The sequence below is a fragment of the Chitinophaga sp. Ak27 genome (assembly GCF_012726295.1).
Classification (GTDB): Bacteria; Bacteroidota; Bacteroidia; order Chitinophagales; family Chitinophagaceae; genus Chitinophaga.
Genome location: NZ_JABAOB010000005.1, coordinates 183,576 through 207,411 on the forward strand (window position 1 = coordinate 183,576; position 23,836 = coordinate 207,411).

The following is a 23,836-nucleotide window of genomic DNA, read 5'->3' on the forward strand; positions in this document are numbered from 1 at the left end:
AAATGCAAAAATTTAACTATATTCATAAGGACCAAAAACGCAATCCCCATGTTGGACCTCTGGCACACTGGCATCGTTACAAAACTGGTAGACGAAACCCACAATACCCGTCGCTTTTGGATACAGGTGCCGGATATGGACCGGTTCGACTTCAAACCGGGGCAATTTGTGACATTGGACCTGCCCATACATGAAAAAAAGAACAAACGCTGGCGTAGCTATTCTATCGCCTCCCATCCTGATGGTACCAATACAATTGAACTGGTGATCGTATTGCTGGAAGGAGGAGCGGGGAGTACCTACCTGTTTAACGAAATAAAAGTAGGCAGCGAATTGTTACTGAGAGGGCCGCAGGGAGTTTTCGTACTACCACAACCGTTAGATAAGGAATTATTCCTGATTTGTACCGGAACCGGCATTGCTCCATTCCGGTCGATGGCCCGCTATATCCATGAACACGCGGTGCCACATCAGCCCATTCATCTCATTTTTGGCGTCCGGTATGCACATGACCTGCTATATGCAGAAGAAATGAAGCAGCTGGCGCAGGAACTTCCTGGCTTTAATTATATCCCTACTTTATCGCGCGAGGAAAACTGGGCCGGCCGGAAAGGCTATGTACACACTATTTACGAGGAAATGCTCCAGGATAAACGCCCTGCCAACTTTTTCCTGTGCGGCTGGAAAGCCATGATAGACGAGGCCAAACAACGTATACAGGCCATGGGCTATGACCGGCACGATATACACCAGGAGTTATATGGCTAAAAGCGGCTTCTCAATTCCCACCCAGGCGTAGCAAACAACGCGCATACCGGACATAAAAAGGGCTATGACAATGGTAGTATTACCTACCAAAACAGTCATAGCCCTGATAAGTTACTACTGGATCTTATCCAGTACTAATTGTTTTACGGCAGTGAGCGGGATACGTTCCTGCTCCATGCTATCGCGGTAACGGATGGTAACCATGCCGTCTTCTTTAGTCTGGTGATCGATCGTTACACAGAACGGCGTGCCAATGGCATCCTGGCGGCGATAACGTCTTCCAATGGCATCTTTTTCTTCATAGAAGCAATGGAAAGCTGACTTACATTCATTCATCAGCGCCCGGGCAACTTCCGGTAAACCATCTTTTTTGGTAAGGGGGAAGATAGCCAGTTTGATAGGAGCTAATTTAGCCGGGAGGCGTAATACCACGCGGCTATCCTGTTTATCTGCAGTGCTCAGGTCTTCTTCTGCATAAGCATTACAGATAGTGAGCAGGAACATACGATCCAGTCCGATAGAAGTTTCTATCACGTAGGGTACATAGTTCTGATTGATTTCTGTATCGAAGTACTGAATTTTCTTCTTGCTGTATTCCTGGTGTTGCTTCAGGTCAAAATCGCCACGGGAGTGTATACCTTCCACTTCTTTGAAACCGAATGGGAATTCATATTCAATATCCACGGCTGCATCGGCGTAGTGCGCTAATTTCACGTGATCTTTGAAATGGTATTTAGCAGGATCGGTGCCCAGGCTCAGGTGCCATTGCATACGCTCTTCTTTCCATATCTCGTACCATTCTTTCTGTGTGCCAGGGCGTACAAAGAATTGCATTTCCATTTGCTCAAATTCGCGCATACGGAAAATAAACTGACGGGCTACAATTTCATTTCTGAAGGCCTTACCAATTTGTGCAATACCGAAAGGTACTTTCATTCTACCTGTTTTCTGCACGTTGAGGAAGTTTACGAAAATACCCTGGGCAGTTTCCGGGCGTAGGTATATTTCGTTGGCTTCGTCGGTAACGCTACCCAGCTGGGTAGAGAACATCAGGTTAAACTGGCGGACGTCCGTCCAGTTAACAGTACCGCTGATGCCGCATTTTATTTTATTATTCTCAATTAATGCTTTGAGCCCCGCGAAGTCATTTTCTTTCAGCAGTTCATCCATTTGTGCCAGGATTGCGTTGCCGGCTTCTTCGGGTAAGGTTTCTGCAAATCCTTCTATGAGGTGATCTACCCGGTAGCGCTTATTGCTATCCTTGTTATCGATCATAGGGTCGCTGAAATTATCCACGTGCCCGGATGCCTTCCAGGTGGTAGGATGCATGAAGATGGCCGCATCGATCCCCACAATATCTTCATGCAGCTGGGTCATGCTTTTCCACCAGTAATCTTTAATGTTTTTCTTCAGTTCAGCCCCATATTGACCGTAGTCATATACAGCGCTAAGTCCATCGTAAATTTCGCTGGACGGAAAAACGAAACCATATTCTTTACAATGCGAAATTATCGCCTGGAATTTATTCTGATCTGTAGACATAGTGGCGCAAAGATAAAGGCCAATTTTGAAAATACGTATGCGATTATTAAATAACTTATAAAGAAATGAACAGCAAATAATCTATCCTTCTTCCACGGTTGTAGGCTCATGGGGAATTTCTATTTGCTTGATCCAGACCGCATATTCATTAGGGTATATCTGGGCGCCGAAATACTGTACATATACGCGGGTAAATACCGCTCCAAAATACAGGATGGCAGCGGAATAGTATACCCATAGCAATATAATTACAATAGAGCCGGCTGCTCCATAAGTGGAGCTCACCTTGCTGGCGCCGAGGTAGTATCCGATGGCGAATTTACCCAACATAAACAGGATCGCCGTGGTAATAGCTCCCACCCGTACATCTTTCCATTTGATGCGGGCATCGGGCAGTACTTTAAAGATGATGGCGAAAAGCATGGTGATAACGAGAAAAGGCACTACAAAGTCGGCCAGGGAAAAGAGGATGCCAGAGGTTAGCTTTCCCGGCAATAACTTTACTACAAGCGAAGAAAACAGCTCCACCAGTCCATTTACTGCCAGCGATACCAGCAGGATAAAGCCCATGCTGACTACCAGGGAGAAGGAGAGGAGCCGGTTAAGAATCATCCGCAGCAACCCATTCTTTTTTGGTTTTGATTTCAACCGCCAGATATAGTTGATAGAATCCTGGATTTCCGCGAAAACGCCGGTAGCACCAATTACCAGGGTTACAAACCCTACGATGGTGGCCCAGCTCATATCGCCGGAAAGCGACGCATTCTTAATCATCGCCTGTATTTGCAGGGCGGCTTCGTTGCCTACCAGTCCGCGTATTTGCCCATAGATATTCCCTTCTATGGCATCCCTTCCCAGGAAGAGATCGCATAAAAAGATGATGATAATCAGCATGGGGGCTACAGAAAAGATGGTATAGTAAGCCAGTGCTGCACTGAGTTTAAGTACTTTATCGTCTATAAAGTCGCTACCAGACTGCTTTAGCACCTGCCAGATAATTTTCAGCCTGCTCGGTTTTTGCATTACAGTAGTATTTTTTTAACCAGACACAAAAAGTGTGCGGGCTATGACTTCAGTTTAGGGTTATTATGGTGTCTTTGGGCATCACGGATATTCTTCTTCTCAAAATTCTTTTCCAGGGCTACGGTCATGTCAATGCCGGTTTGATTGGCGATACAGAGCAATACCCACATTACATCCGCCAGTTCGTCGGCCAGCAACATTTTATTATCCGTTTCTTTTGACGACTGATCACCATATTTGCGGGCCATGATGCGGGCTACTTCTCCCACTTCTTCCGTAAGTATGGCCATGTTGGTAAGTTCACTGAAGTAACGAACGCCGGTGGTGTTGATCCAGCTATCAATTTTTTCCTGGGCTTCCTGAATGGTCATGGACTGAATTTTATTTATTAAAGATAACGGATTGAACTTTTATTCCCGGTTATGTGAATCAATAATAATGGTAACAGGGCCATCATTGAGCAGCGACACTTTCATATCTGCCCCGAAAATACCCCGCTGGATAGCAGTCCCCAAATCATGTTCCAATTGCGCGATCATTTTTTCGTACAATGGTATGGCCACGTCCGGCTTACTGGCACGTATATACGAAGGCCGGTTGCCTTTCCTGGTAGAAGCATGCAAGGTAAACTGGCTCACCAGCAGTATATCGCCATGGATATCTTTAACAGATAAATTCATTACCCCGTTGTCGTCGTTGAATATGCGGAGGTTAACGATTTTGCTGCTCAGCCACTGGATATCTTCCTGCGTGTCAGCATCTTCTATCCCCAGCAGGATGAGCAGCCCTTGCTGAATTTGCCCGGTTACCGCTTCCTCTACCGTTACAGATGCCGTACTGACGCGTTGTATAACTGCCCTCATGAATTCTTTTTTGCGACCGGAAATTAAGCAAATCGTTTAAATCTGTAACAGATTGCCGGGAACAAACGTTTAATAACACCAAAATCATTACGCATGACCCGTATCTGTACTATGCTTATCTTGAGCGTTATCCTTCTTACTGCCTGTAGCCTTTCTAAAGATAAAGGCCCCTGTGATGGGATCATATGTGACAACGGTCCGCTCACCTTTTATTTTAAATTGGTGGATCCCAATACCGGGCATGACCTGGTTTATGGAGACCATGCAATTATACCGCTTGACAGCGTGAGAAACCATGTAAAATACCAAGCGATAGACACCTTGGTGCGGGTAAAGCAGGTGATTGACCCTGTTCGTAAGCGCGCCTATATGATTTTCATGATGACAGGCGGGCCGCAGTCATTGCGTGTTGGCACACCCGGTAAGGCAATACAATACAAAGTTGACGTAAAAACGAAATCGGCCGGCTGCTGCGGTTCCTTAGTGAGTGACGTGTTGCTGAATGACAATCCCGCCCCGATTACCAGAGACTCCACAGGTATTTACCTCATCCCTTATAAGCTATAGCCTGCTGAAATAAACGATGCCAGGTGGCTACCCATTTCCGCCACCTGCAACTTTTTATACCTCCATCCATCCTGCTCTCTACATAAAAAGAACGGCATCTTCGCCGTAGTTTTAATAAATTGCCTTTCCTAAGCAATTTTTTATATTATAAAATAAACTAAAATGAATATTAATGTGACCACTGAAATCACGTTTCGCACGGCCCGTAGCGGTGGTAGCGGAGGGCAAAACGTGAATAAGGTGGAAACGATGGTGGAGGGCTATTTCAATATCATGGCATCTGCTTTGTTAACCGAAGCGCAAAAAACCGTGCTGACGGAGAAGCTGGCCAACCGTATCAACGCAGAGGGACTGCTCCAGGTGAAGTCACAAACAGCGCGTACCCAGCTGGGGAATAAGCAGGAGGTGATTGCCAAAATGAATGATATCATCAATAAAGCATTGATTCCCCGCAAGAAGCGGGTACCCACCCGCCCCTCCAAAGCCGCCCGGGAAAAAAGAATCGCGTCTAAAAAACGGCAATCGGAAAAAAAACAACAGCGCCGGGGCGGATTTGAATAACCGGCCGGAGATCCGGGAATTGGGATATTTCCTGACACGTAATTCGTAATTTGCATCAAAATTTCTGGGAATTGAGTATCAAGAAACTGGCAGGACAAACCGTGTTTTATGGGCTGAGTAATATTGTGAGCAAGCTGCTCAACTATTTCCTTACTCCTTTTTATCTGACTATCCTGACCCATGCATCTTTTGGGGAGATGTCGAACGTATATGCCTACATCCCGTTTGCCAATATTGTGCTGACATATGGTATGGAAACGGCCTTTTTCCGTTTTGCCAAACAGGAGAATAAATCACATGTACTTGGCACGTCCACGATTTCGCTGCTCTGTTCTACTTTCATTATTACGCTGATACTGTTATTCCTGCGATCGCCCATTATTAATTCCTACGCCGGGGAGCTGGCGGGGCTCAGCGGGCATCCTACGTTTTATACCTATATCGTTATGGTAATGGCTATTGATACGCTCACAGCCATTCCCTATGCCCAGTTACGGCTGGAGGGCAGGCCGGTAAAATATGCGGCGATTCGTATAGCCGGTATTGTTACCACCATCTTTTTCAATGTATTTTTCCTGGTAATATGCCCTAAATTATATGCCTCTGGCGCGCACTGGTTGCCAGATGTTCAGGGCGGCAGCGCTCAAACCGGCTATATTTATCTGAGTGGTATGCTGGGTAGTGCCATTACCCTGGTACTTTTCCTGCCCCAGATACGGAAAATAGAGTGGAAGTTCGACATGGGCCTGTGGAAACAAATGATGCATTACGCCGTTCCGCTGATCATAGTGGGAATGGCCGGCATGGTGAACGAAACCTTTGACAGAGCCTGGTTTTTGCCCCAGTTTCTGCCAGGCAACGACATGGAAGCCAAAAAAGAGATTATTGCCCTGTACAGCGCCAATTATAAACTGGCCATATTGATTACCATGTTCATACAGGCGTTCCGGTTAGGGGCCGAGCCTTTCTTCTTTAAACAGGCCGAAAGTGGAGACCCCCGGAAAATTTACGCCCGTATTATGAAGCTGTTTGTGATCATGCTCTGCTTCATGTTCCTGTTTGTGAGTCTTTACCTGAGTATCTGGAAAGCCTTCCTCCGTACGCCTTTCTACTACCAGGGCATGCGCATTGTGCCGGTTTTGCTGCTGGCCAATATGTTCCTGGGTATATATTATAACCTCACCATCTGGTTTAAGCTTACCGACCGGACAAAAACCGGGGCTGTGATTACTATTATCACCGCTGTGCTGGCGTTCATGCTCAATTACTGGTGGATACCGGTGATGGGTTATTATGGCGCCGCACTGGCAACGATGGTATGTTATTTCGTGCAGATGGTCGTGTGCTATGTATGGGGTCAGCGGTATTACCCTATTCCTTACCATCTCCCTAAACTGGTTACCTATGTGGGATTAGCTATCCTTACCTACTATGTATTCAGCTGGCTGAATATGCGGGTGTTATCTCCCACAGATGTTTATGCTGTCAAACCCCTTCCGCTCGCAGTGGCTACTGCTTTATTTGCAGCATATGCCTGGTTTATTTTCCGTATGGAGAAGAAGGAGTTTGCCCGTTTCCCGGTAATTGGCAAATACATTAAAGTATAGACTAGCCTACCAGGAACGGATTATGTTTCTTTTCAAAACCAATGGTGGTAGAAGGCCCATGCCCCGGGAATACCCTTATCTCATCAGGCAATACAAATAATTTTTCACGGATGCTTTGTAACAGCACCTGATGGTTACCGCCTGGCAGGTCGGTCCGGCCAATGCTCTGGAAAAACAACACATCGCCTCCAATCACGAACTGCTGGCTGGGGCAATAGAAGGACACGCTACCCGGAGAGTGGCCAGGAGTAAACAATACAGTGATTTCATCGGTACCGAAAAGGATCTTTTCTCCTTCTACCAGGTAACGGCCGGCCTGGGGGGAAGGTTCAAATGGGATGTTGTACATGGCGCCTGCCCGCTGAGAATTATCCAGGATAGGTTGCTCCAGCTCGTGAAACTCCGGCCGGAGTTTATACGTGTCCGATACCAGCTTATTTCCGAATATATGATCAAAGTGGCAGTGCGTATTCAATAATCTTATAACATTTAAGCCATGCGTTTGTATATATTGTAATAATTCTTTTCTTTCGTCCTGAAAATAACATCCGGGATCTATAATTATACATTCCTTTTTACCGTTAATAAGCAGGAAGGTGTTCTCTTGCAGTGGTCCGAAAGTGAATTGTTGTATTTCAATCATTGCTACCCGATTTTTTTAGGCTAATTTTAAAACAGATCACAATATTATCAATACTTTCTGTATGAACAGATTTATTACCCGGTTATTATTCCACGGTACCCTATTACTTGGAACAATAGTATCGCAAGCTCAGACCAATACAGTAGAATTCGGCCAAAATCGAGTGCAGTTCAAGAACTTTAAGTGGAGATACTATCAAAGCAGGCATTTCAACACTTATTTCAGCCAGAATGGGCTGGAGCTAGGTAAGTATGCCGCCCAGGTAGCCGAAAAGGAATTACCCCAACTGGAGCAGTTCATGGAAACCAACCCCAGGCAGCGCATTAATATTGTGGTTTACAACTCTTTCGGGGAAATGAAGCAGTCCAATATCGGAATTGGTATTGAATGGCAAAATACAGGCGGGGTTACCAAGCTGGTAGGTAACAAGATGATTGTGTATTTCGACGGTAACCACGAAAATCTCCGGCGCCAGATCCGGCAGGGGATTGCCCGTATTATGCTCGAAACCTTGTTATTTGGGGAAGATATTGGCGAATTTGCCGGAAATGCAGCCCTGATCGACTTCCCTAAATGGTTTACCGATGGTTTTATTGGCTACGCCGCCGAAAACTGGACGGCCAAACAAGATGAAGACCTGAAGCTGATCCTTATGTCAGGTAAATACAGTAACTTCAATGCACTGGCCTACGACCACTCCCTGCTGGCCGGCCAGGCGTTCTGGTATTACGTGGAAAGCAAATATGGTAAAGATGCCGTGCCTTACCTGATGTATATTACCCGTATCAACCGGGGGCTCAAAAAAGGTTTTGAGCAGGTATTGAACCAAACACCTAAAAAAGCTACCCAGGACTTCTTCGTATTTTTTCAGAAAAGATTCCAGGAAGATAACCGCCGAAGGAAAACTTCTGCCAAAGGCCGCACGATTGTCGCCCAGGAAATTACGCCTAAGAAAGAGTTTTACAGGTTTAATCCCAACCCGGTAAATACGTCCTACGCAGTGGTAGAGTTCAAAAAAGGCGTATACCGCGTAGAAATACAACAGGGCTGGAATAAACCCAAAGTATTGCTGAAGAGCGGTGTTATGCAGCTGGCCAACCAGGTAGATCCTAACTACCCGCAGATGGCCTGGAATACCAAAGGTAACCGCCTGGCAGTGATCTACGAGCATGAAGGCAAAACCAAATTAATGGTGTACGACCTCATTACCCGCATCACTATACGCCAGGAGCTCAATCAGTTTGACCGTGTCATCGATTTTAAATATATGCCGGTACAGGAAAATACCCTGTTACTGTCGGCCGTAAAAAATGGTCACACCGACATTTTCACCTATAGCATCAGTAATTCAAAAACAGAACAGATCACCAACGATGTATATGACGACCTGGATCCGGCCTTTGCCGCATTCCCTGGTAAAAGCGGCATCATTTATTCCTCCAACAGGCCTTCTCCTAAAGGCCGGGGTAGCGACACCTCGCTGATGAACCGCCCTTTCAACATCTTCATGGTGGACAACTGGAACAGAAGCTCCGATAAACAAATTACCCAATTGACCGATCTGCAGTATGGCAACGCCAGGCTGCCTATGCAATACAATACCACGCACTTCACCTTTGTATCCGATGCTAACGGTATCCGTAACCGTTATGCCGGTTTCTTTAAGTCCCAGGCAGCAGGTGTGGACTCCCTGTTTTATGTAGGCTCTGAAATCCTTCATAATCCTGAGCCTGAAGAGCTGGACTCGGCATTGGCTGCCTATGGCACTACCGCACCGGATTCTGTGGAAGCAGTTATGATTACCAAAGACTCCACCTACAGCTTCCCGATTTCCAATTACCCTTATGGTATCCAGGAATCGCGCGTTACCGGCGAAAAGGGTGAAGTATCAGAAGTAGTACAGTATGCCGATATCAAACGCCTGATGAAGCTGAAAGTAGACACAATAGCCTTAAAGAAAAGAAATATCAACGCAAGACCCACCAACTTCCGGAGATCCCAGATGCATGCCGACAGCCTGCGTTTAGGCTTTCCAACGCTGCAGGCGCCTTCGAAAGATACCAGCTCACATCCTAACTTCTTCCAAAATGAATTTGCCAATGAACCGGCAGATACCATTGTAAATGCTCCAACAGGCAATGAAACAGCCAACGGCGAACCTTCGCTGTTTGGCAAACCCAAAGCCGCGGCGGATGAGCCCATCTTGAAGAAATCAAAACTCTTCCCGTATAAGTTCAAGTTTGCATCAGATTACCTGATCCTACAACTGGATAACTCTGTGCTGATCAATAAATATCAGCCTTTCACCGGTCAGCCCGGCGGACCTATTCGCCTGACCGACCCGGTAAACGGATTAATTCGTATAGGCGTAAGCGACCTGTTTGAAGACCTGAAGTTTAACGGAGGGTTCCGTATTCCATCCTCCCTGCAAGGATCCGAATACTTCTTCAGCACCAGCTACCTGAAAAAACGTTTTGACTATAAATTCACTTACTACCGTAAAGTGGATAAGAACAACGGCTTCATTATTCCGGATCAGCAAGGAAACGACTCCGCTTTTGTTCATACCAAAATGATCACCAACATCTACCAGGGTGAAGTAAGGTATCCTTTTGACCAGGTAAGAAGTATCCGCTTATCTGCTGGTATACGTACCGACAGGCTGGTGGTGCAGACCGAAAATAAGGAAGCGGCCATGTCGCCCGACTTTAAAGAAACCTACGCGTTGGCGCGACTGGAATATGTGTACGATAATACCATCAACCCGGCCATCAATATCTGGAATGGTACCCGTTATAAAATTTATGGAGAAACCAATGCCCAACTTACTAATGGCGGTCTCAATGAATTATTTAATAGCAGCACTCCCGCCGGTAAAGGAAGGTTTACGTATAACATGGGTGTGGACATCCGCCATTATGAAAAGATTTACCGCAACTTTATCTGGGCTACCCGTTTCGCCATGGATATGTCGTGGGGCTCACGCAAGTTGTTGTATTACCTGGGTGGTGTAGACAACTGGTTAAATCCGCAGATCAATACCAGCAACAAGGTAAATAGCAGCGCTAATTACGCGTATCAGACCCTGGCTGAAAACCTCCGTGGTTATAAACAAAACGCCAGGAATGGTAACAATGTGATGTTGCTGAATACAGAGTTGCGTTTGCCGGTATTTTCTACCTTCATCGACAAGCCGATCAACTCTGCTTTCCTGCGTAACTTCCAGGTAACTTCGTTTATAGATATAGGTACCGCCTGGAATGGAAAACTGTCGTTTAAAGACGCCAATTACGGCAACTATCCCAATAGTGACGGTAGCGTAGTTACCCGGGTGAAAGAAGGTTTCCTCGGCCCCTTTGTAGGCGGTTATGGATTCGGCGCCCGTACTACCATTGCAGGCTATTTCCTTCGTGCAGATGCAGGCTGGCCCGCAGTTGCCTTCTTCAGAGGCAGCCCAATCTGGTACTTTGGGATGGGAGTAGATTTTTAAACCATCATACATCTTCATAAAAAAAGCTGCGGATACGATATCCGCAGCTTTTTTTATGAGGTTACCAGGAAGCAGTTAAACAGCTGGCTTCTTTACCAATGGATACATTAAGCTCAGGAAAATGCCCATACATATAGTAAAAGCCCAGGCATGGCGGTTCTCCCATGGATGCAGGAAAATATCTCCCATATCGCCCAATAAAGTAAGGGGGTCTTTTACAATATCCCAGCTATTGTAGCGGAGGAAGCGGCCAATATATACGCCCATGCCGCAAAGGAACATTACCGGGAAAGTAAACAACCAGGCAGGCCAGCGGGAATGACGCTCGCTCCACATTTTCTCCATGCTGCGGATAGACATATATCCCAGCATCATCCCATTCCAGGCAAAAGAAAAAATGACGAACAGGTCGAACCAGAGCGGCACACCGCCATCAAAAAGATGAAACAGGTCTGTTAATATGTAGGGAGCATTGGGAATAAACAGCAGCCATACAATGAAGCAGCCATACCAGTTATACCGGTTTTGTATCTGCTCCGGGTGTTTTTCCATCCAGCGGGTAACTGCAAACGGCACATAGGCCAGGAACAGGTTCCAAACGAGGGAAGCTCTCAGATAGCTACCGGAATGTATAATACGAAAAAGGAGCAGCGCCAGGCTAAACAGGACAGAAGCATATAACGTATACTGCGACCGGGACCGGCCAATGCGGTATTGTAATACTCGGATTCTTCTCTTCAATTGCATATGGTTAAGTTTTATCATTAAAAGATATGAGGAATAAATATGACAGCCCCTATAATCGCAGCGGCAATGGCGGCCACCAGTACGGCGCCTGCAGCAACATCCTTAATAAATTTTACGTGGGGATGTAGTTGGGGCGAGAGATGGTCCATCATTTTTTCCACTACTGTATTGAGCATTTCGGTTGTCCATACCAACGCTATTGCCAGTATGGTCCATATCCATTCCGGCGCTGTGATCCTATACCAGCAAGCGGCCGCCACTACCACAATAGTAGCCAGTACATGAATGCGTGCGTGTGGCTCACTGCGAACAAAAGCAACGATACCGTTCCACGCGTATCCGAAGCTGGCGATCCGTTTGCTGATATAAGAATTTTCCATATTCCGTTTTATTGTTTATTTACGATGGTTCTTTGCCCTAACTTATCCCATTTAATAGTGGTACTGAAGTACATGATTAAAGCAAGGATGACAAAGAGTCCTAAGCTACCCATTAATAATGCCTGATCTTCTGCGCTGATAATCACATAAATAAATCCGTAGAGCATAGCTAGTGCGCCACCTATGCCAGCAGCAATACGGGTGCTTTTGAATGCAGCTGCCGTATACGCAATAATCAGACCTATAGTGAGTATGCTGGTGATGATATATGCTATCATAAAGTTAATTTGTTCTGAAATAGATATGAGCAGGGTATAAAAAATACAAAGGGCTAATCCTATGAGGAAATATTGCAATGGATGAAGGGCGCGGCGCTGTGACAATTCAATAAAATAAAAGACAAAGAAAGTTAACCCGATGATCAATGCCGCATATTTCACTGCCCGCATTGACTTCTGGTAGCTTTCGGCTGGCAGGAAGAGCTTAATACCAAAATCGGCTGAGTGGATGTTAAATTTTTTGCCTTCCCAGCATTGGGGATAATTGCGGTTCAGGTGCTGTACCTGCCAGGTGGCGGCAAATCCTTTGTCATCCACCCGCCGGGTTTGGGGTGGGAAAGCCTCATCGAAACTGGGGTTAGTCCAGCTGGAGTTAATCCCCACCTGGGTTGTTTTTCCTACGGGAGAGAAACTAATCCTGCCGGAGCCCTTTATGCCCAGTTCCAGGGAGAAACTGCCATTTAAGGCACTGGTATCTGCGAGGTTAATAGACACAGGTGATTGGATACCGCTTTCAAACAGGTCGGTACTGGTTAATCCCGGGTTAAACAGGTAGGATCTTCCATTCCACTTCATTTGTACCTGGTTTCCAATGCCATGTAAATCGCTTACACCAATGAGCAACGATGCATGTTCCCAATCTAAGGCGGAAGGAGAGACTTGCAGCGATGCCAGTACATCCCTGCTAAAAGTGCCGCTCAGCTGAAGCTTAGCATTATACACGGCTACATTGAAAATACCCCGTTGCAATTTTTCCGGGAGCAATTCCCCGTTGATTTTAAGACTTTCGGGCAACAAGTACACATAGGCAGGTGGGTTGGAAGCATCGGCTTTGTAGGGGACGGCCAGCACCGGACCAGTGATATTTTGTTCGCTTCCCCATCGTTCACTCACTTCTTTGGTGGCTTCCTCCTGCCGGTCGCGGCGTTCCCATATAAGGGACTGTATCATTGCCGTGGGAATTAATAGTACCAGCAGGAGTACCACAATGATAATGCCTTTGATGGCGTAGGCATAACGCTCGGTGAATGTAGGTTCATGTGTTGAGGATTCCATGTTGTCAGTTTTAAAAAGTACTTTGTATTTCAAAGTAAAAAGGCAAAAAAAATTTATTTAGTGAATTTGATCATGTGTTCCAGGGCTGCGAGGTGGCCTTTGAAAGCTTTTTCCCCAGCTGCCGTGATAGCATAGGTAGTATTGGTTTTACGGCCAATAAACCCCTTATGCACCTTCAAATAGCCATTTTCTTCCAGGGTATTGAGGTGGGAGGCCAGGTTGCCATCCGTGACTTCCAGCATTTGTTTGAGGTCATTGAAATTTACTTCCTCATTCACCATCAATACGCTCATAACGCCAAGGCGTATACGGCTTTCGAATATCTTATTTAAATTACCTATCGGGTTCATGCTATTGATTAAATAGTCCTTTTCCGTTCATATTTCCACCACATCAATGCCCCATAAATGATGTGCAGTAGCCCAAAACCTACCGCCCAAAAGTAAAGGCCTTTCCTCAAAAAGAAAAGATTAAGTATACCCAATATCGTTTCGCAAATACCCAGGTAGCGCACATCCGGCAACGTATACTTGCTGGCGTTGATAATAGCCAGCCCGTAAAACACCAGGCAGGTAGGTGCTACCAATACTTCCAGGTTATTATATAAAAGGCCGGCAATAAATGCACCGCCTGCCCCCAGCGGAATAGCAATGTTTATCAATACTTTACGTGCCGTCAGGTCCCATATGGACAAATTATTCTGCCGTGCCTTACGCCAGGTAAAGAAAGTACCTCCTGCCAGCGCCGCTGCCAATACAGCCGCCCCCAATGCCGTCAACCGGAATTTAAGCAGCTGGAAATCCGCACCGCTATGCACCCCTGTTACATTCCACTGCTGATAGTACTCATCCAGCCAGATTTTGGCTATAAAAGCCCCAATTAATCCACTGATACCGGCGGTAATGCCACTTAATCCACTCAGCGAAATGAAACGGCTGCTCCGCTCCATCATTCGCTTAATATCTGTTAATGCCTGCAGATGTTGTTGGTCTGTCATACAAAAAAGTACTTTGCATTACAAAGTTAAAAGAAAAACTTTATTCTCAAAATATATTTTTTTTACATACCGACGTTACCTGGAGGATAGTAACTACCAGGATTCGCGATAAATAGTATAATATTGTTGTAGATATGATTGGCTGGAAAAGAATATTAGCAATAATTATTGGCGTAAGCGTTTGGAGTTCAGGCTTGATGGCGCAACAGTATAAAGTGAGTGGGGTAGTAAGAGACGCGCATTCACAGGAAATCATTCCCTTCGCAACGCTGCAATTTGTACGTACCCAAACGGGTATGGTTAGTAACGCGGAAGGTAAATACCTTTTCGAACTGAATGTTATCCCATCAGATTCAATACTGGTAAGGGTAATGGGCTACAATATCCTCAAAATGCCGGTCAACCGGGAATTAAAGGAACAAACCATCAATTTTGACGTTACCCGCTCCGATGTTTCTCTGAAAACATATGAAGTAAAAGCCAACGTAAATTTTGCCCTCATTCTCCTCCGGCAAATCGTTAAACATAAACCCGAAAATAACTATAACCGCCTCAATAGCTACCGCTATGAAGTGTATAATAAACTGGAGCTGGACATGAAAAATCTCAACAAAGAAAAGTTGGGAAAAAACCGCTTCACCAAACCATTCGCTTTTATACTCGATAATATCGACAGCACCTCAGAAGATAAACCCTTTTTGCCCATCTTTCTCACCGAATCACTGTCTGATTACTATTTCCAGTCAAGCCCCCGTAAAACCAAGGAAATTATCCGTGCCGCCCGCACCTCCGGTATCGACAACGAAAGCGTTACCAAATTCCTGGGGGGAATGTACCAGAACGTTAATATATACGACAACTTCATTCCGGTATTCGATAAACAATTTGTAAGCCCCATTCACCACAATGGCGCCTTTTACTACGACTACTCCATTGCCGACACCCAATACATCAGCGGGCAACGGTTCATTAAACTAAACTTTACCCCTAAACGAAAAGGAGAAAATACCTTTATCGGCGACCTCTGGGTACATGATACTACTTACGCCGTACAGAAAACAACGCTGTCGGTACCCCGCGACGCCAACATCAACTTCGTACATAAAATAAGCATGGTACAGGAATTTCGCCAGCTGGCCGACAGCTCCTGGTTCCTGTATAAAGATAAATTTATAGCTGATTTCTGGGCTCCCAGCCCAAAACCCGGAAGAACACTGGATTTCATAGGCCGCAAAACAACGACCTACGATAACGTTATTACGAATGATACTGCCGCGACCAACATCTTCAATAACAAAAAATATCCTGAAAATGTAGTAGTGCTGGACAGCGCCCGTAACCGGAAAGACTCTTTCTGGATCAACAACCGGCCGGAAGATCTCAGCAAAAATGAAGAAGGCATTTATAAAATGGTAGATACCCTCCAGAAAATGCCCCTTTTCAGAACCTATTCCAATACCATCCGATTCCTTGCTACCGGCTATAAACCCCTCGGACCTATTGAATGGGGTCCTTACTACTACCTGTTTTCCCAAAACAGGCTTGAAGGATTCCGCCTGCGGCTCGACCTCGGTACCACTCCCAAATTCAATAAAGACCTGTACCTCTACGGATACCTGGCCTACGGCTTCAAAGACCAGGTGTATAAAGGAAAAATGTCGGCCCTCTGGCTATTGAAAAGACATCCACGTACCTACCTGTATGCTGCCTATACCCGCGACCTCGATAATGGTACCCATTATTATGATGAAGTAGGCACCGACAACATATTTACCCTCGCTATCCGTAAAGGAGGCGTACCTCAAAAGTTTTTAATGGTCGATGAAAAGCGGGTAGAATTCTTCAAGGAATATTACAGCGGATTTTCTCACCAGATCTCCTTATCTCACAAGCGGGTAAGGCCTTTTGATCCATTACCTACTACCGCTTTTTATCCGAAAGAACCCAATGGCCGCGATCCGCTGACCAATATGGAAGTAGAAGTAAAGTTCCGCTATGCCTTTCATGAACAATTCCTGGAAGGAAATTACTACCGTATTAGCCTGGGTAGTAAATTCCCTATCGCGGAAATGAAGTTTGCGGCTGGCATTCCCGGCATCGCCAATAGCGGGCAAAAATATGAACGCCTGTCGCTCAGTGTATCCGACTACGTGAAACTACCGCCGTTTGGCTCGTTTTACTACAACGTATTTGCCGGTAAAATTTTTGGTACCGTACCCTACACTTCCCTGGAAGTACACCCCGGTAACGAAATCTATTACTACAATAAATACGCGTTTAACATGATGAACCGCTTCGAGTTCATCAGCGACCAGTACGTAGGGTTTAACGTAGAACACACGATTGGCAATGGTATCTTCGGCTATATTCCTTTAATTAAAAAACTGAAATGGCGCCAGTTCTGGACTGCCAAAGGTGTGATCGGTTCTTTATCCGACTCCAATAAACAACTAAACCTCAACAATGGTTTCGCATTTAAAACTTTGCAGGGAAATCCTTACCTGGAACTGGGAACAGGTATAGAAAATATCTTCAAATTTTTACGGGTAGACTTTATCTGGAGAGTAACACCGGATGTACAGCCAGGCGAATCCGCCAACAAACGTTTTGGTGTATTCGGTAGCTTCAAACTGCAATTTTAATCGCTGGCACATGAAAGATGTAACGCATACCCCACTGTTCGAATGTATGATGACCGGTGAAATAGATGGGTATCCTTACGATTTGCACAACGACTATCAATGTATCAAAATACACCTGAATGGTGCAGAGAAAAAATTACAGCTACGCTTCATTAACGACGACTATAAAATCATCGTGGAATTTCACCAGGTAACCGTTACCAACTTTGCGATCTCACCGGAGAAAACAGGCGAAACCGGTACTCTCGATCAGTTCTACCGGGGCCGGTTTAAATTCAATAACAACCTGCACGAAATATCTTCTTCCGGAAAATACTATTACTACCTGGCATTGCTGGAAAATAACACGATAGAATTACTGGCTAAACGTGTTACTATGGCAATTAGTAGATTGAATTCATAACGTATAAGATTATATGTAGAAAGGAATAGGGCAGGAACTATGTCCCTGCCCTATTCCTTTCTACATTCGTAATATCATTGCTGGCCCGCAGCTTCGCAAATTACGACACAGGCCCATTTAATTTCTTCTTCTGTAATAATCAGCGGTGGTGCAATGCGCATACATTCCGCTGCAAACAGGAACCAATCGGTGAGTACTCCTTTCTCAATACAGTAGTCAATCACTTTTTTATTCACCGCAAAGCTCTCAAATTCCACTGCAATCATTAACCCCAGGGAGCGCACTGATTTGATGGCCGGATGCCGGAGGTGTTGCAAAAACACCTGTTCCTTTGCTTTCACATCTTTCACCAGGTCCTGGTCCAACAGGGCCTGGAAGCCGGCGCGGCCAGCAGCACAATTCACCGGATGTCCGCCAAAGGTGGTGATATGGCCTAGTACGGGATTGTTGGTGAGTGTCCACATGATATCGCGGGAGCTGATAAAGGCGCCTAACGGCATGCCTCCGCCGAGCGCTTTCCCCAGCAATAATACATCTGGTACAATACCGAATTGTTCGAAAGCCCAGAGGGTTCCATTTCTCCCAAATCCACATTGTATTTCATCCAATATCAGCAGGGCGCCGGTAGCAGTGCATCGCTCGCGAAGTGCGTGTAACCATTCCCGTTGTGGTGCATTTACCCCGCCTTCTGCCTGTACCGATTCAGCGATTACAGCGGCGGTATGTTTTGTAATCAATGCCAGGGAGTCGAAGTTATTATATTCGAGGTGCTGAATACCGGGCAATAATGGCCGATAGGCATTGCGCCAGTATTCATCGCCGAGGATACTTAATGCGCCCTGGGTAGATCCATGATAGCTGCGGTTAAAAGCGGCGATCTCTGTTCGGCCGGTATAGCGTTTGGCCAGTTTCATGGCTCCCTCTACTGCTTCTGCACCTGAATTGGTGAAGTATACACAATTCAGCTGTGCGGGCAAATGCTGGGTGAGCAAGTCGGCAAAGGCCACCTGTGGCGATTGTACAAACTCGCCATATACCAGCAAGTGCATATATTGTTGCGCTTGTTCCTGTATAGCCTTTACTACAGCCGGATGACAGTGTCCTACATTACATACGCTGATACCGGCTATCAGGTCCAGGTAACGCTTACCGGCTGCATCCCACATGTACATACCTTCGGCTTTCACAATTTCCAGGGCCAGTGGAGCATCGGACGTTTGCGCTACGTGCTGCAAAAAAAGTTGCCTGTTGTTCATATCACATTCTACGCTGTTCTTTGCGAAGTTAGAAAACAACTGCTAATTAGTAATTGTTATATTTGTAACATAAGCATTAAAACACATCATTATGGCGTATATCATACCACTACGAGGCGTTACTCCTCAAATTGCAGACGATTGTTTCATTGCCCCCAATGCTACTATTGTAGGGGATGTAGTAATGGGTAAGGGTTGTACAGTATGGTTCAATGCGGTTGTTCGCGGCGATGTAAACAGCATACGTCTCGGCGAAAACGTAAATGTGCAGGACGGCGCCGTGATTCACTGTACTTATGAAAAATCAAAAACGATCGTTGGTAATAACGTGTCTATTGGCCATAATGCCATCCTTCACGGATGTAAGATCGACGACGATGTACTGATTGGGATGGGAGCTATCGTAATGGACAATGCCCATGTGAGCAGTAACAGCATCATTGCGGCTGGCGCTGTAATATTGGCCGGTACCCACGTAGAGCCAGGTTCTATCTACGCGGGCGTTCCTGCCAGGAAAGTAAAAGATATTGATATGGTGCTTATTAAAGGCGAAATTAATCGTATTTCTAAAAATTATAACATGTATGCTTCCTGGTATGAAGAGGCAACGGAAGTAAAACCATAACCCCACACATGTTATAGAAAACCATTATATTGCAGGCAAATAGATCCCCCTATGAAAACAATTCTGTGCCTGCTCCTATTGGGCAGCATCCTGTTTGCCAGCTGTTCGTCTGAGAAAACAGGATGCCCTGCTTCCAACTACTACACGAAAGATATCAAGCAATCTAACCGCAAGGCGGGCAAACAAATGAGTCGTTTATTCTAAAAAATCACTCATGCAGAAGAAAGTTTGCCTGGTCTTGTTATTGGCTGTCACTTTACTGGCGGCCTGCCGTACACAAAAGAAAGGATGTCCGCAACCCCGCCGTAACTGGGGCGCCGAAAAAGTGCTGGATGAATTAGGGAAACCTAAACGCCGATAGATAACGTTATCTAGTATTGGGCTTCCGTAATGGTTTCGAGAATAGTAGCATAGCTCACATACCGGTCGGCATCAATGTCGCCTTCTTCTACCGCTGCTTTTACCGCGCAGCCGGGCTCATTGATATGCAGGCAGTTGTTGAACTGGCAATGGGAAATATAAGGCTGCATTTCCAGGAAATAATGCGATAATTCTGCTTTGGGGATATCTACGATACCAAATTCCCTGACGCCTGGGGTATCTATCAAACGGCCGCCAAAAGGCAGGTCGTACATTTCTGCAGACGTGGTGGTATGTAACCCTTTGCCGCTCCAGCCGCTCACCGCTTTGGTTTTGAGGTCCAGGCCTGGCATCAGTACATTGATCAGTGATGATTTACCCACACCGGAATGGCCGGCCATCAGAGTGGTTTTATCTTTCAGCAAGGCTCTCACTTCGTCAATACCTTCATCATTAGCAGCAGAAGTTAACAATATCTGGTAGCCAATGCTGTTGTAAAGTGCCGCCAGTTCGGCAAACTTATCGGCTTCTTTTTCCCGGTAAATATCTTTTTTATTAAACACCAGTATCACCGGGATGTGATAGGCTGCTGCGGTTACCAGGAAGCGATCAATAAAACCCTGTGAAGTACGCGGCTCTTTCACTGTACATATCAGCATAGCCTGGTCCATATTGGCTGCCACAATATGCTTTTTGTTTTTCCCATGGGGAGAACTGCGTACAATATAATTCTTACGGGCGCCAATTCCTGTGATGATGGCATTTTTGGCATTGGCATCGCTATCGTCCGGGGCTATTTCCACAATGTCGCCTACAGCAATGGGATTGGTGGAGGTAATGTCTTCATCTTTTTTGAAAACACCTCTCATCCTTGCCTGAAATGTTTCATCTGTGGCGGTTTTCACCACATACCAGCTACCTGTTGATTTATATACTGTTGCTTGCAATATTGTCTGTTATTGATTAGGAGTAACAAAGGTAGGGTATTCGCGGATAAAAGTTTGGGGAGATGGATAACGCCAGGCGTTATCCATCTCCCCAAATATCGTAACTGTTATACGAGCCGCCCCTAGGGCAGGCTTTTAAACAGGCTATAGCGTAGTATTACTTCCAGTAGTATACATGCCAGTGCAATCATGGCCAGGATGAAGAAATGCTCTGCAAAGCGTTTGTAAGAAGTAATTTCTACCTTAGTCTTTTCCAGCTGGTCAATTTCATTATAGATGTTCTTCAAATCGGTGGTGTTGGTGGCACGGAAGTATTTACCACCAGTTTCTTTGGAAATTTTTTTCATCAGCGGTTCGTCGATCTGTACATCCTGCATCACCATTTGCACCGTACCATCCGCCATAGGCATAGGAAACGGTGCCTTGCCTATTGTTCCTACTCCAATGGTGTACACCCTTATCTTAAACGCTTTGGATATTTCCAGTGCTGTCAACGGGTCTATCAACCCTGTGTTGTTAACACCGTCTGTGAGCAGGATAATTACTTTACTTTTAGCATGACTGTTGCGCAGTCGGTCTACCGAAGTGGCCAATCCCATACCAATGGCAGTACCATCCTGCAGCATGCCGCTTTTCACCTGCATGATCTGGTTTTTCAGTACGGCATGATCGGTGGTGATAGGACATTGGGTAAAGCTTTCACCGGAAAATACCACCAGCCCGATGCGGTCGCTGATACGCTTGTCTACAAAGTCCATGGCTACCTTCTTGGCGGCCTCCATACGGTTAGGCTGCAGGTCTTCTGCCAGCATACTACCCGAAATATCTATCGCCATCACGATGTCAATTCCTTCACTATCGATGCTTTCAGAAGTATTGGAAGTTTGTGGGCGCGCCAGAGCAACAATCAGGGCAATTACGGCCAGCAACCGCAGTACCAGCAGTAAGGGTCTGAAACGTACCTTCCAGGATACCGGCAAGCCTTTCAATCCTTCGATGGAAGATACCATCATAACGCTCTGCCGGCCTTTGCGCCTGGCAAAATACCAGTATATCAGCACCGGTACCAGCAGCAGCAGCCACAGATAAGCCGGATAGGCAAATTCAATATTTTTCCACGTTGAAAAATCCATCAATTTTCTAATTAAAATCCATTCTGGCTTTATGCTTGTTGTTTTTCGGCAGCAGTACCGTCTTCCTCAGCAGCACCCGATTTAGGCCTGGTCCATTCAAGGATTTCTTCTGCCTTCACCATACAATCTTCGTGTTCATCTGCCGTTGGCTGCAGTTTGGCAAACTTCGCCAGGTCGGCAATAGCCAGCAAACTACGCAGCTTATCCCTTTGCTGATTCAGCTTGGTAACCGGTTTAATATTCTGTAACAACTCCTCACTGGTTTGTTCCAGCGCGGCGATATTAAACTGGTGCTCAAAGTAAGTACGTAATATATCTGTTAACCGGGTATAGTATTGTTTTACATCTCCCTGTTGCCATAGCTTTTCCTCTTTCAGCGTTTTCAGCTGCTGTGTAGCCAGTTCATACGGCGATATGGTAGGTGTATTTACTACAGGCGCTTTCTCTGGTCTGGAACGGAAATACCATATCAGGCCACCTATGATCAACACAATACCCGCACCAATAGCGATGTACAACCAATAATCCCAGATGCTCCAGGGCACGGCTTGTACAGTTTTAATCGGTTTAAATGCTTTGGTGGTATCTACAGCTACTGTATTTACATCGATGCCGATGGGAAGGGTCACCGCAGAATCTGCCGTTGCATTGGCACCGGTAATCACCTCAAACCTCATAGGAGGAATCTGCCAATGGCCCGAATCAAAGCTGGTAAGAGTAAAAGTCTGGTGAAGGGTATGTACATCCTGATTGCTCACCGTATCCAGGGAAGTACGTGTTACTACTTCAAAATGATCGAGTGAGTCAGGTAATACCGGGAATATTATTCTAAAGTTGGGATCCTTAAACTGTGCAGGTGTCAGGGTGGCGGTCAGTTGTAGTTTGATCTGTTCACCTATCCTGATACTATTCGTGTCCGCTTTGGCAGTTACATCAACCGCCTGCTGGGCCAGCAGACTGAAAGGATATAACAACCCCAGTAAGCAAGATAAAAATATACGCCTGATAACTTGTTGTTTATGCATGTTTAATTTGCTCTCCTTTATAACTTACGCCCTCTTCAGGAAAAATGTTTGTAACGCCTTTACATAGTCCTCATCGGTCCGTATGCTTACCAGTTCTGCGCCACTTTTCATAAATGCATTTTTGCAATATTGTGAATGCTGCAGAAACTGTTGTTCATAATATTGACGCACACGGCGATCGGTGGTATCTATCCATTGAGTAGCGCCGGTTTCAGCATCCGCCACCTGTATGAGTCCTACCGGCGGGAGATCTTTATCCCGTTGATCGTATACCTGTACGCCCACTACATCGTGGCGCTTGGCCGCAATGTTGAGTGCATCCTGGTAATTTCCTGAGAGAAAGTCGCTCAGCACAAAAACGATGCTGCGTTTTTTATTGGCATTGTTAAAGAAACGCAGGGTTTCATTGATATTAGTCCCTTTTCGTTTAGGCGTAAACGATAGTAGCTCCCGGATAATGAACAGGATATGCGATTTACCTTTTTTAGGAGGAATATATTTTTCCATCCCATCGCTGAAAAAGATCACGCCAACTTTATCATTATTCTTGATCGCCGAAAACGCCAGTACAGCACAGAGTTCTGTAATCAGGTCGCGCTTGTCCTGCTTTTTGGTACCAAAAGCTGAGCTTTCACTCATATCTACCAGCAGCATAACGGTCAGCTCTCTTTCTTCTTCAAAAACTTTTACAAAAGGATGGTTGAACCGTGCTGTTACATTCCAGTCGATAGACCTTACATCATCTCCAAAATGGTAATCCCTTACCTCGCTGAACGACATACCGCGACCTTTGAAGGCGCTATGGTATTCACCTGCAAAGATGTGGTTGGTAAGCCCTTTCGTCTTGATCTCTAATTGCCTTACCTTTTTTAATATTTCAGCCGTATCCAACATGAAAAATCTTGAGTTAGGTGTGATGAATA

The 23,836-nt window shown here is 45.6% G+C and carries 25 protein-coding genes; 10 read left to right on the plus strand and 15 right to left on the minus strand.

Features of this window, described 5'->3' with window-relative positions; genetic code table 11:
* Positions 1–48: 48 nt before the first annotated feature.
* Positions 49–768, plus strand: a complete 720-nt coding sequence (locus HGH90_RS18095; RefSeq protein ID WP_168766614.1) for a ferredoxin--NADP reductase — start codon at positions 49–51, stop codon at positions 766–768.
* Between the two features lie 114 nt (positions 769–882).
* On the opposite strand, the gene HGH90_RS18100 is transcribed toward HGH90_RS18095, so the two are convergent.
* From HGH90_RS18100 to dtd, 4 genes are all read right to left on the minus strand, one after another.
* The gene (locus HGH90_RS18100) at positions 883–2,310 is read right to left on the minus strand and encodes a glycine--tRNA ligase (protein WP_169191671.1); all 1,428 of its coding nucleotides are present in this window, start codon (positions 2,308–2,310) and stop codon (positions 883–885) included.
* Positions 2,311–2,391: 81 nt separating this feature from the next.
* Entirely contained in the window at positions 2,392–3,333 is a 942-nt protein-coding gene (locus HGH90_RS18105; RefSeq protein ID WP_168766612.1) for a YihY/virulence factor BrkB family protein, read from the minus strand.
* A 41-nt stretch (positions 3,334–3,374) separates the two neighbouring features.
* Positions 3,375–3,704, minus strand: coding sequence for a nucleotide pyrophosphohydrolase (locus HGH90_RS18110; protein WP_168738608.1), 330 nt, complete (start codon positions 3,702–3,704; stop codon positions 3,375–3,377).
* A 39-nt stretch (positions 3,705–3,743) separates the two neighbouring features.
* Positions 3,744–4,196 (minus strand): D-aminoacyl-tRNA deacylase, encoded by a 453-nt coding sequence (gene dtd / locus HGH90_RS18115; protein WP_169191672.1) that lies wholly within the window; start codon positions 4,194–4,196, stop codon positions 3,744–3,746.
* 93 nt (positions 4,197–4,289) lie between these two features.
* Between dtd and HGH90_RS18120 the strand changes: the two genes are divergently transcribed.
* The 3 genes from HGH90_RS18120 (at position 4,290) to HGH90_RS18130 (ending at position 6,931) form a co-directional block, all read left to right on the plus strand.
* The gene (locus tag HGH90_RS18120) at positions 4,290–4,763 is read left to right on the plus strand and encodes a hypothetical protein (protein WP_169191673.1); all 474 of its coding nucleotides are present in this window, start codon (positions 4,290–4,292) and stop codon (positions 4,761–4,763) included.
* 162 nt (positions 4,764–4,925) lie between these two features.
* On the plus strand, positions 4,926–5,324 hold the full coding sequence (arfB, locus tag HGH90_RS18125) for an alternative ribosome rescue aminoacyl-tRNA hydrolase ArfB (RefSeq protein ID WP_168766609.1): 399 nt from the start codon (positions 4,926–4,928) through the stop codon (positions 5,322–5,324).
* Positions 5,325–5,395: 71 nt separating this feature from the next.
* A complete protein-coding gene (locus HGH90_RS18130) occupies positions 5,396–6,931 on the plus strand; it encodes a polysaccharide biosynthesis C-terminal domain-containing protein (protein WP_168766608.1) in 1,536 nt (511 codons plus the stop codon).
* Position 6,932: 1 nt separating this feature from the next.
* On the opposite strand, the gene HGH90_RS18135 is transcribed toward HGH90_RS18130, so the two are convergent.
* Positions 6,933–7,574 carry an MBL fold metallo-hydrolase gene (locus tag HGH90_RS18135; protein ID WP_168738604.1) on the minus strand — a complete coding sequence of 214 codons (642 nt, stop codon included), beginning with the start codon at positions 7,572–7,574 and terminating at the stop codon, positions 6,933–6,935.
* A gap of 61 nt (positions 7,575–7,635) precedes the next feature.
* Between HGH90_RS18135 and HGH90_RS18140 the strand changes: the two genes are divergently transcribed.
* Positions 7,636–11,064: a hypothetical protein gene (locus HGH90_RS18140; protein ID WP_169191674.1), complete on the plus strand. Its 3,429-nt coding sequence runs from the start codon at positions 7,636–7,638 to the stop codon at positions 11,062–11,064.
* 75 nt (positions 11,065–11,139) lie between these two features.
* On the opposite strand, the gene HGH90_RS18145 is transcribed toward HGH90_RS18140, so the two are convergent.
* Genes HGH90_RS18145 through HGH90_RS18165 form a run of 5 tightly spaced genes read right to left on the minus strand, consistent with a single transcriptional unit; the run spans position 11,140 to position 14,522 of the window.
* Positions 11,140–11,811, minus strand: coding sequence for a DUF1361 domain-containing protein (locus HGH90_RS18145; RefSeq protein WP_168766605.1), 672 nt, complete (start codon positions 11,809–11,811; stop codon positions 11,140–11,142).
* Positions 11,812–11,828: 17 nt separating this feature from the next.
* Positions 11,829–12,191 (minus strand): diacylglycerol kinase family protein, encoded by a 363-nt coding sequence (locus tag HGH90_RS18150; RefSeq protein WP_168766604.1) that lies wholly within the window; start codon positions 12,189–12,191, stop codon positions 11,829–11,831.
* Positions 12,192–12,199: 8 nt separating this feature from the next.
* Positions 12,200–13,525, minus strand: a complete 1,326-nt coding sequence (creD, locus tag HGH90_RS18155) for a cell envelope integrity protein CreD (protein ID WP_168766603.1) — start codon at positions 13,523–13,525, stop codon at positions 12,200–12,202.
* Positions 13,526–13,578: 53 nt separating this feature from the next.
* The gene (locus tag HGH90_RS18160) at positions 13,579–13,875 is read right to left on the minus strand and encodes a winged helix-turn-helix domain-containing protein (RefSeq protein WP_145662984.1); all 297 of its coding nucleotides are present in this window, start codon (positions 13,873–13,875) and stop codon (positions 13,579–13,581) included.
* Between the two features lie 8 nt (positions 13,876–13,883).
* The gene (locus tag HGH90_RS18165) at positions 13,884–14,522 is read right to left on the minus strand and encodes a hypothetical protein (RefSeq protein WP_168766602.1); all 639 of its coding nucleotides are present in this window, start codon (positions 14,520–14,522) and stop codon (positions 13,884–13,886) included.
* Between the two features lie 134 nt (positions 14,523–14,656).
* Here HGH90_RS18165 and HGH90_RS18170 point away from each other — a divergent pair, with 134 nt between their 5' ends.
* Complete coding sequence (locus HGH90_RS18170; RefSeq protein WP_168766601.1) at positions 14,657–17,164, plus strand: DUF5686 family protein; 2,508 nt, start codon at positions 14,657–14,659, stop codon at positions 17,162–17,164.
* A gap of 10 nt (positions 17,165–17,174) precedes the next feature.
* A complete protein-coding gene (locus HGH90_RS18175; protein ID WP_168766600.1) occupies positions 17,175–17,567 on the plus strand; it encodes a hypothetical protein in 393 nt (130 codons plus the stop codon).
* Between the two features lie 74 nt (positions 17,568–17,641).
* On the opposite strand, the gene HGH90_RS18180 is transcribed toward HGH90_RS18175, so the two are convergent.
* Positions 17,642–18,823: an aspartate aminotransferase family protein gene (locus HGH90_RS18180; RefSeq protein WP_168766599.1), complete on the minus strand. Its 1,182-nt coding sequence runs from the start codon at positions 18,821–18,823 to the stop codon at positions 17,642–17,644.
* 91 nt (positions 18,824–18,914) lie between these two features.
* Between HGH90_RS18180 and HGH90_RS18185 the strand changes: the two genes are divergently transcribed.
* Genes HGH90_RS18185 through HGH90_RS18195 form a run of 3 tightly spaced genes read left to right on the plus strand, consistent with a single transcriptional unit; the run spans position 18,915 to position 19,809 of the window.
* Positions 18,915–19,448 (plus strand): gamma carbonic anhydrase family protein, encoded by a 534-nt coding sequence (locus HGH90_RS18185; RefSeq protein WP_168766598.1) that lies wholly within the window; start codon positions 18,915–18,917, stop codon positions 19,446–19,448.
* A 51-nt stretch (positions 19,449–19,499) separates the two neighbouring features.
* Positions 19,500–19,652, plus strand: a complete 153-nt coding sequence (locus HGH90_RS18190) for a hypothetical protein (RefSeq protein WP_168738594.1) — start codon at positions 19,500–19,502, stop codon at positions 19,650–19,652.
* Between the two features lie 10 nt (positions 19,653–19,662).
* On the plus strand, positions 19,663–19,809 hold the full coding sequence (locus HGH90_RS18195; protein ID WP_169191675.1) for a hypothetical protein: 147 nt from the start codon (positions 19,663–19,665) through the stop codon (positions 19,807–19,809).
* Between the two features lie 10 nt (positions 19,810–19,819).
* On the opposite strand, the gene rsgA is transcribed toward HGH90_RS18195, so the two are convergent.
* The 4 genes from rsgA to HGH90_RS18215 form a co-directional block, all read right to left on the minus strand.
* Complete coding sequence (gene rsgA / locus HGH90_RS18200; RefSeq protein WP_169191676.1) at positions 19,820–20,755, minus strand: ribosome small subunit-dependent GTPase A; 936 nt, start codon at positions 20,753–20,755, stop codon at positions 19,820–19,822.
* 122 nt (positions 20,756–20,877) lie between these two features.
* A complete protein-coding gene (locus tag HGH90_RS18205) occupies positions 20,878–21,888 on the minus strand; it encodes a vWA domain-containing protein (RefSeq protein ID WP_211093096.1) in 1,011 nt (336 codons plus the stop codon).
* A 29-nt stretch (positions 21,889–21,917) separates the two neighbouring features.
* Positions 21,918–22,913 (minus strand): BatD family protein, encoded by a 996-nt coding sequence (locus HGH90_RS18210; protein WP_168766595.1) that lies wholly within the window; start codon positions 22,911–22,913, stop codon positions 21,918–21,920.
* A 24-nt stretch (positions 22,914–22,937) separates the two neighbouring features.
* The gene (locus HGH90_RS18215) at positions 22,938–23,807 is read right to left on the minus strand and encodes a DUF58 domain-containing protein (protein ID WP_168738590.1); all 870 of its coding nucleotides are present in this window, start codon (positions 23,805–23,807) and stop codon (positions 22,938–22,940) included.
* Positions 23,808–23,836 lie beyond the last annotated feature (29 nt).